The sequence below is a fragment of the Hungatella effluvii genome, assembly GCF_003201875.1.
GTDB classification, from domain to species: Bacteria; Bacillota; Clostridia; order Lachnospirales; family Lachnospiraceae; genus Hungatella; species Hungatella effluvii.
Genome location: NZ_QJKD01000023.1, coordinates 77,486 through 84,014, shown reverse-complemented (window position 1 = coordinate 84,014; position 6,529 = coordinate 77,486). Strand labels below are relative to the sequence as shown.

At 42.8% G+C, this 6,529-nt stretch carries 4 protein-coding genes; 3 read left to right on the top strand and 1 reads right to left on the bottom strand.

Annotated features, from left to right (window positions below; translation table 11 throughout):
- The coding region (locus DFR60_RS27370; RefSeq protein ID WP_243005198.1) for a transposase at nucleotides 1-356 on the top strand (356 nt) is incomplete at its 5' end.
- A gap of 165 nt (nucleotides 357-521) precedes the next feature.
- Here DFR60_RS27370 and DFR60_RS27365 read toward each other — a convergent pair.
- Complete coding sequence (locus DFR60_RS27365; protein ID WP_110326134.1) at nucleotides 522-2,105, bottom strand: hypothetical protein; 1,584 nt, start codon at nucleotides 2,103-2,105, stop codon at nucleotides 522-524.
- A gap of 1,181 nt (nucleotides 2,106-3,286) precedes the next feature.
- On the opposite strand from DFR60_RS27365, the gene DFR60_RS27355 reads away from it, so the two are divergent.
- Complete coding sequence (locus DFR60_RS27355; protein WP_110326132.1) at nucleotides 3,287-5,107, top strand: phosphotransferase; 1,821 nt, start codon at nucleotides 3,287-3,289, stop codon at nucleotides 5,105-5,107.
- 114 nt (nucleotides 5,108-5,221) lie between these two features.
- Nucleotides 5,222-6,349, top strand: a complete 1,128-nt coding sequence (locus DFR60_RS27350) for a PspC-like choline-binding domain-containing protein (RefSeq protein ID WP_110326131.1) — start codon at nucleotides 5,222-5,224, stop codon at nucleotides 6,347-6,349.
- Nucleotides 6,350-6,529: the final 180 nt, after the last annotated feature.

The window sequence follows — 6,529 nt, the reverse complement described above, 5'->3', positions numbered from 1 at the left end:
GCTATAAAAAGCTGAAAGATGAGAACAAACAGGCTTGTGACCTAATGCTTCTGTATAGTGAAGATCTGCGTCTGGCACACCGCATGAAAGAGTGGTTTTATGATATCTGCCAGATGAAGGCCTACCGTCAGCAGCAGCGGGAAATCGATGACTGGGTTGCAAATGCCTTGAACTGCGGAATCGAGGAGTTTGAAGACTGTGCCAGGACCTACAGAACCTGGCGGAAAGAAATCCTGAATGCCTTTAAATACGAGCTGACTAATTCAAGCGTTTCTGGCCCCGGATACTCCACTGTACATCATAGAATAAAATGGTCGGTAATGCGTAGGCTTATTTGGCATACCCAAAATCAGTAAAACCTGGAACCGTACATAAAAATTGCCTTTATCAAAGAGATTGGGCGGGATTTCACAAATCCCACCCCAACTATTGACAAAGAGCCGACTTAAAAGAGGCCTTGCACTTTATACAAGTACAAGACCCCTTTGGCAATTAGAATTTCATATCGAAATTAAAACTGATTATTTGTGATATTCGCAAGTATAGCCCTTGCTATCTTTGTCTGCTTTTGTTCCGCACTTCTCTTCATTATAACCTCTGATATGTCCATCTTTATCTGTACAGATATACATATCGTCTGTATCCTTTAAGTTCTTCTTATTCTTCATAATAGAACCGGAAGTGTTAACAACATATGTGTCTTCTTTTCCAACAACAGTAGCCGGATCTTCAACTAATGCACCCTTTGACATAGAATATACCTGATATCTCATATCGGAATCAGCTTTAATTCTAAGACCATTTACATAAAGAGTATCCTTAGTCTCGTTCAGGCCACGGCCCTTACTGGAACCACTCTTACCAAAGGAGAATGCATATACATCACCATCAATATCAATGTTCTGATTTCCAGTCTTCATAGAACCATCGCTACCTGCACCGAAGTAATATACGTAAACATCTACAGAATCGGTATCATCACTAATTCCATATTTAACATCTTCGTTTTCATAATTCTTAACTTCTAATGTGCCAGCTTTTAATGCATCAACCTTATCAGCATCACCAATACCGTTAGATCCAACAATCTTGGTATTGCTTGTCATAGCTAATGCCTGAACACCGCTGAGCATTTCGCCCTTAGCGTTAAATGCATACTTTTTACTGTTGATAGTCTTAATTTCTGATTTTACAAGATCGCCATCATTTTCAGCATAGAACCACTTGGATGCATCATCAGCATTATCATCTGGATTAACATCTTCCTGAGGAACTACATTAAACCAGCCTTTAGCTCTCCAGCCCTGTTCTGGTAAGTTGAAGTAATTGTAGCTGCTGATAGAAGCTTCTGTGTTAGAAGCTTTCGGCATTGCCCACTCAGATACCATCTTACCATTTTTATCAAAGCTATACTTTAAGCCGTTGATTGTTTTGCTCTTTAATTCAGAACCATCATCTTTTCCTACTACCTTTTTACCATTGGTATCAAAATAGAAGTAGTAATTCTGATCCGGATCATCCTGGCTGTCATCTACGACAGAAATCTGAGCCCAGCCATTAGCCTGTGCGCCATCGTTTTCATCACCACAGAAATAAGTTCCGTTTGTCCAAGCATCATCACCTGTCTGACGTTCAGATTCTGTGTTAATCCATCCGTAAAGCATCTTGCCTTCACTGTCAAAGGTATACTTCTTACCATTGATATTCTTGAAAGAAGTTTTTCCACTTGTAGGAGCCTTGTATGCTTTACCATTTGCCTGGAAATAATACCAGAAGTAATCTGGATCATCATCGCCATAGCTGTCTTCGTTCTCTACCTGAATCCACTGATTTACTACCATAGCGCCGTTAGCATCTACATAGTAGGTATTATCATCATCTTCAATGATAGTGTCAGTAGCCATCTCTCCATCGCTGTTTAAATAAAACCATGTGTTACCTGATTTCTGCCACTGATCACTTACCTGATAGCCATCTTTGTCATAATAAACCCATGTACCATTCTCTTCCTGCCATCCAGCAGCTGCGAAGGAAGTCATGGAGGCACCGATAGCTAACAGAGCTGCTGCAGATAATACTGCAACTAATTTTGTCTGCTTTCTCATAATTAATGCACTCTCCTTTTTCTTTTTGAAATACTTTTTGAAATTCCTAATTGCATTACGAGGTAATTATACTTCCTATAAGGGAAATTATCAATACTTTTTTTCACTTTTTTTGCATAATTTTCAAAAAGTAATAAATATTCACAATTCCACCAGGAAAATATCATTTCCTCCATCACACTGACAGTATAATATAATTTTTTCAAAAATGCTATAACTTTTCTCTGTGCATTTTCTTACGTAATCTTTACGAAAAACGAGCCTCCGCGGCATATTGTACTCCCATTAGTACAATCCGGCCATATTTTAATTTATCCACCTGGTTCTCTTAATTTACTTCATGTATTTAACTGCTTCACATAATACGACATACTGTTGAAATCTTAATAGTATGATCTCTAATATTATATTGCCAATATACATATCTGTATTATTATGGTAATGGTCTTTCATGGTATGCTTCAATTATTAATAATGCTATAATGCTATTAGTGGCAGGAGCTTAATAATAGAGGCTGCGAATATCTGGTTAGACATACTTTTAGGATTTTGCTTTTTATGCTTTTGTGCTTTTATGCTTTTACTACTTTTGCTGTTTTTACTACTTTTACTTTTTTTACTACTTTTACTACCTTTACTGTTTTTACTACCTTTACTGTTTTTTCTACCTTTACTGCTTTTTCTACATCATAGTTACTTTTATCGTAACCCGCGCGCTTTCTTCCCCATATTTATTTTCATCTTCCCCCCACTCTCCTATTTTATATCTATCCCTCCACATACTTCACAAATTATTTCATCAGATCGATCAGATTATCAATGCCATACTACTTAACAAATAGATTCACCTAACTTTAAATCTCCGCCAACTACAAACTTCCTTCCTACGCATCTGCTTGATAATAATACTAAACTTACCTATATATAATACTTGTCAAAATTCCACTTCATTTACCAATACACCTTTCTAAGTCGTGCGCCACTTCAAAATCCTCTCTTCCGTATCCCCTTCCCTTCTCTTCCCTCCCCACTTCCTCCACAAACTCCAACCTTGCATTTCCACACAATTATGCTATAATGTTCACATATACTAATATATCTATATTTTTGAACGCCAAACATCTTCTTTTTACAATATGCATTTCCCTAAAATACGATCATCAACCACGGAGGTATCTATCATGAATCGTAATGTAATCATCTGTCGTTCTATCCTTGAGAACCCGGCGATCACGCAGAGAGAGTTGGCTCAGGCACTGGATGTCTCTCTCGGAACGGCCAATAATCTTGTAAAAGAATGTATTTCGGAACATCTCATCACCCTGGCCGGTGCGGGAGGTGCATATGAGCTGCTCCCGGCCGGACTGGAGCTTCTGAAACAGTATAAGGTTGACGGGGCCCTGATTATCGCCGCCGGTTTTGGATCCCGCTTTGTCCCTCTGACCTTCGAAATGCCGAAAGGCCTGCTGGAAGTCTTTGGAGAGCGAATGATCGAGCGGCAGATTCGCCAGCTCCATGAGGTCGGCGTACAGAATATCACGATTGTCGTGGGATATTTGAAAGAGAAATTTGAATACCTGATTGATAAATATGATGTGAAGCTTCTATATAATCCTGAATATTCTTCTAAAAATACACTGACTACCATTTACCGCGCCAGGGAGATCCTGAGGGGAAGAAATATGTATGTGCTCTCTTCCGACAACTGGATGCGGCATAACATGTACCACGCCTATGAGGGCGGCGCCTGGTACTCTTCTGCTTTTATGGAAGGGGAAACTTCGGAGTGGTGCCTCGATTACAATAAGAAAGGCAGAATCGGGAGCGTTTCGGTTGGCGGCATCGATCAATGGGTTATGTATGGACCCGCTTATTTCTCAAAAGAATTTTCGGAGAAGTTTCTTCCGGTTCTTGAGGCCTACTATGAACTTCCAGGGACGGAACAGTTTTACTGGGAAAATGTCTATATGGACATGCTTTCGGGTGAGGCGGAAAAACGCCTTCCAAATCTGGAGGAGGCTCACGGCGACATTGATATGTACATAAACCGGAGACCTGAGGATGAGGTGTACGAATTTGAAAATCTGGAGGAGCTTCGGAGATTTGATATCAAATATCAGCGTCACTCTGACAATGAAGCCATGGAACTGGTCGCCCGGGTTTTTAAAGTACCGGAATCGGAAATTACGGAAATCAGATGCTTAAAATCGGGTATGACAAATAAATCGTTTCTATTTAAAGTAAAGGAACGCCACTATATCTGCAGAATTCCTGGGCCGGGAACCGAGCTTCTTATTAACCGCAGACAGGAAAAGGCAGTATATGATGTGGTAGCCGGACTCGGTATTACGGAGAAGATCATTTATTTTGACGGGGATACCGGATATAAGATCGCGGAGTATTACGATGGCGCAAATAATGCGGATCCGCGCAATTGGGAACAGATGGAGAAATGTATGGCAGTTGTACGCCGCCTTCATAATTCCGGCCTTACGGTTGAACACTCTTTTGATATGAGAGAGCGGATAGATTTTTATGAAGACCTTTGCAGAAGACATGGGGACATTCCATTTGAGGATTATGGGAAGGTACATGGCTGGATGACGGAATTAATGGACCGCCTGGATTCCATGGGACGCCGGAAGGTCCTCTCTCATCTCGATGACAACGGCGATAATTTCCTGATGCTGGAGGACGGCGGGGTCCGGCTCATCGACTGGGAATACGCCGGTATGTGCGACCCGCTGGTGGATGTAGCCATGTGCGCGATCTATTCCTATTATACAGATGAGGAGACAGAACGTCTGATCCGGGTATATCTGGAGCGGGAACCGTCGCTGGATGAGCGATACTCTGTCTACGCTCATATGGCGCTTGGCGGATTTTTGTGGAGTCTCTGGGCCGTGTATAAGGCATCTTTGGGGGAAGAATTCGGTGAATATACGATCATAATGTACCGGTATGCAAAGCATTTTTATAAAAAATGCAGGGATATTGGATGAGTTTTGGAAATTTGTCCACAAATCGTAATAATTTTTTTATGCATTATGAGGCCTCCTGTGATATAATGAATTCATATGTAATGTCGTATCTTGTAAGAATAGGAGGAGATTAGGATGAGATGTGGGAAAACTATGACTGCGTTACTCCTGGCCGGACTCGTGGGAAGCGCGACTTTAATACCGGCTGGTACCGCGTGGGCCGCGGCAGGATGGCAGCAGGAAGGCTCACAGTGGAAATATATGGACGCAGACGGGTCTGTACATAAAGGATGGGCAAAAAGTACTGACGGTACTTATTATTATATGGATCTCTCGACCGGTTACATGGTGACGGGTTGGAAACAGATTAATAATAACTGGTATTATTTCCGTTCCAACGGAGCCATGGCAACGAAATGGGTGGAAGACGGCGGGAAGTATTACTACCTGATGGATGACACCGGTGTTCTCGTGAAGGGCTGGCTGAGAATCGGCGATGATTTTTACTATATGAAGGGCGACGGCACCATGTCTACCGGATGGCGTGAGATGGATGGCGGCTGGTTCTATTTTAAGGAAAACGGCAAGTGCACGCTGGGATGGGGACAGATCGGTAACGACTGGTTCTATTTTGGAAGCGATGGCAAGATGCTGACCGGTTGGCAGCAGATCGGCGGAGAGTATTACTATCTGAACTCAGACAGCAAGAGCGTTCTCGGCAAGATGATGACGGGCTGGCTCAGCGATGGGACGAATAAGTACTATATGGATACTTCGAGCGGTAAGATGGCTCACGGCTGGAAGGAACTTGAAGGCTCCTGGTACTATTTTAATGATGCAGGCCATATGATGACAGGCTGGATTCAGCTTTCCGGTGTCTATTATTACCTCGATCCTTCTACCGGAAAGATGGCGGCTAATACGACTTTGACAATTGATGGAGTCAGCTATACATTTGCTTCCAATGGCGCTTACCAGAACAGCAATTCCAACGCACCCAGTACAGGCGGCAATGTATCGGCGCCGGGCAGCGGAACGAATAATACGAACGCTCCTGGTTCCAGTAACAACACCAATACCAATACTTCCGGCGGCCCCGGCGGATCTTCCACGGGGAATGGTAATTTAAGCAGTGCACCGGGCAGCAATAACAATACACCAGGCGGCAGCAGCTCACCGGGAGGCAGCAATGCTCCAGGAGGCTCTTCCTCCAACAACGGTGTTTACCAGCTGGCACCGGGACTGACAAACGGACCTGGCTGATATATGATTCAGTAAAACTGCCGTAAAAAGCAGTATTTGATCCGTGCGGCAGCGCTGTTTGAATGACGAACACGGCCATTCGGTTCGCTGCCCGTAAAATTTAGTTAAATAAGCCGCGGCAGTCGCCAAATGCTCATACAAGCATAACACTTGGCTCGTTACCCGCGGAAATAAAGGTTT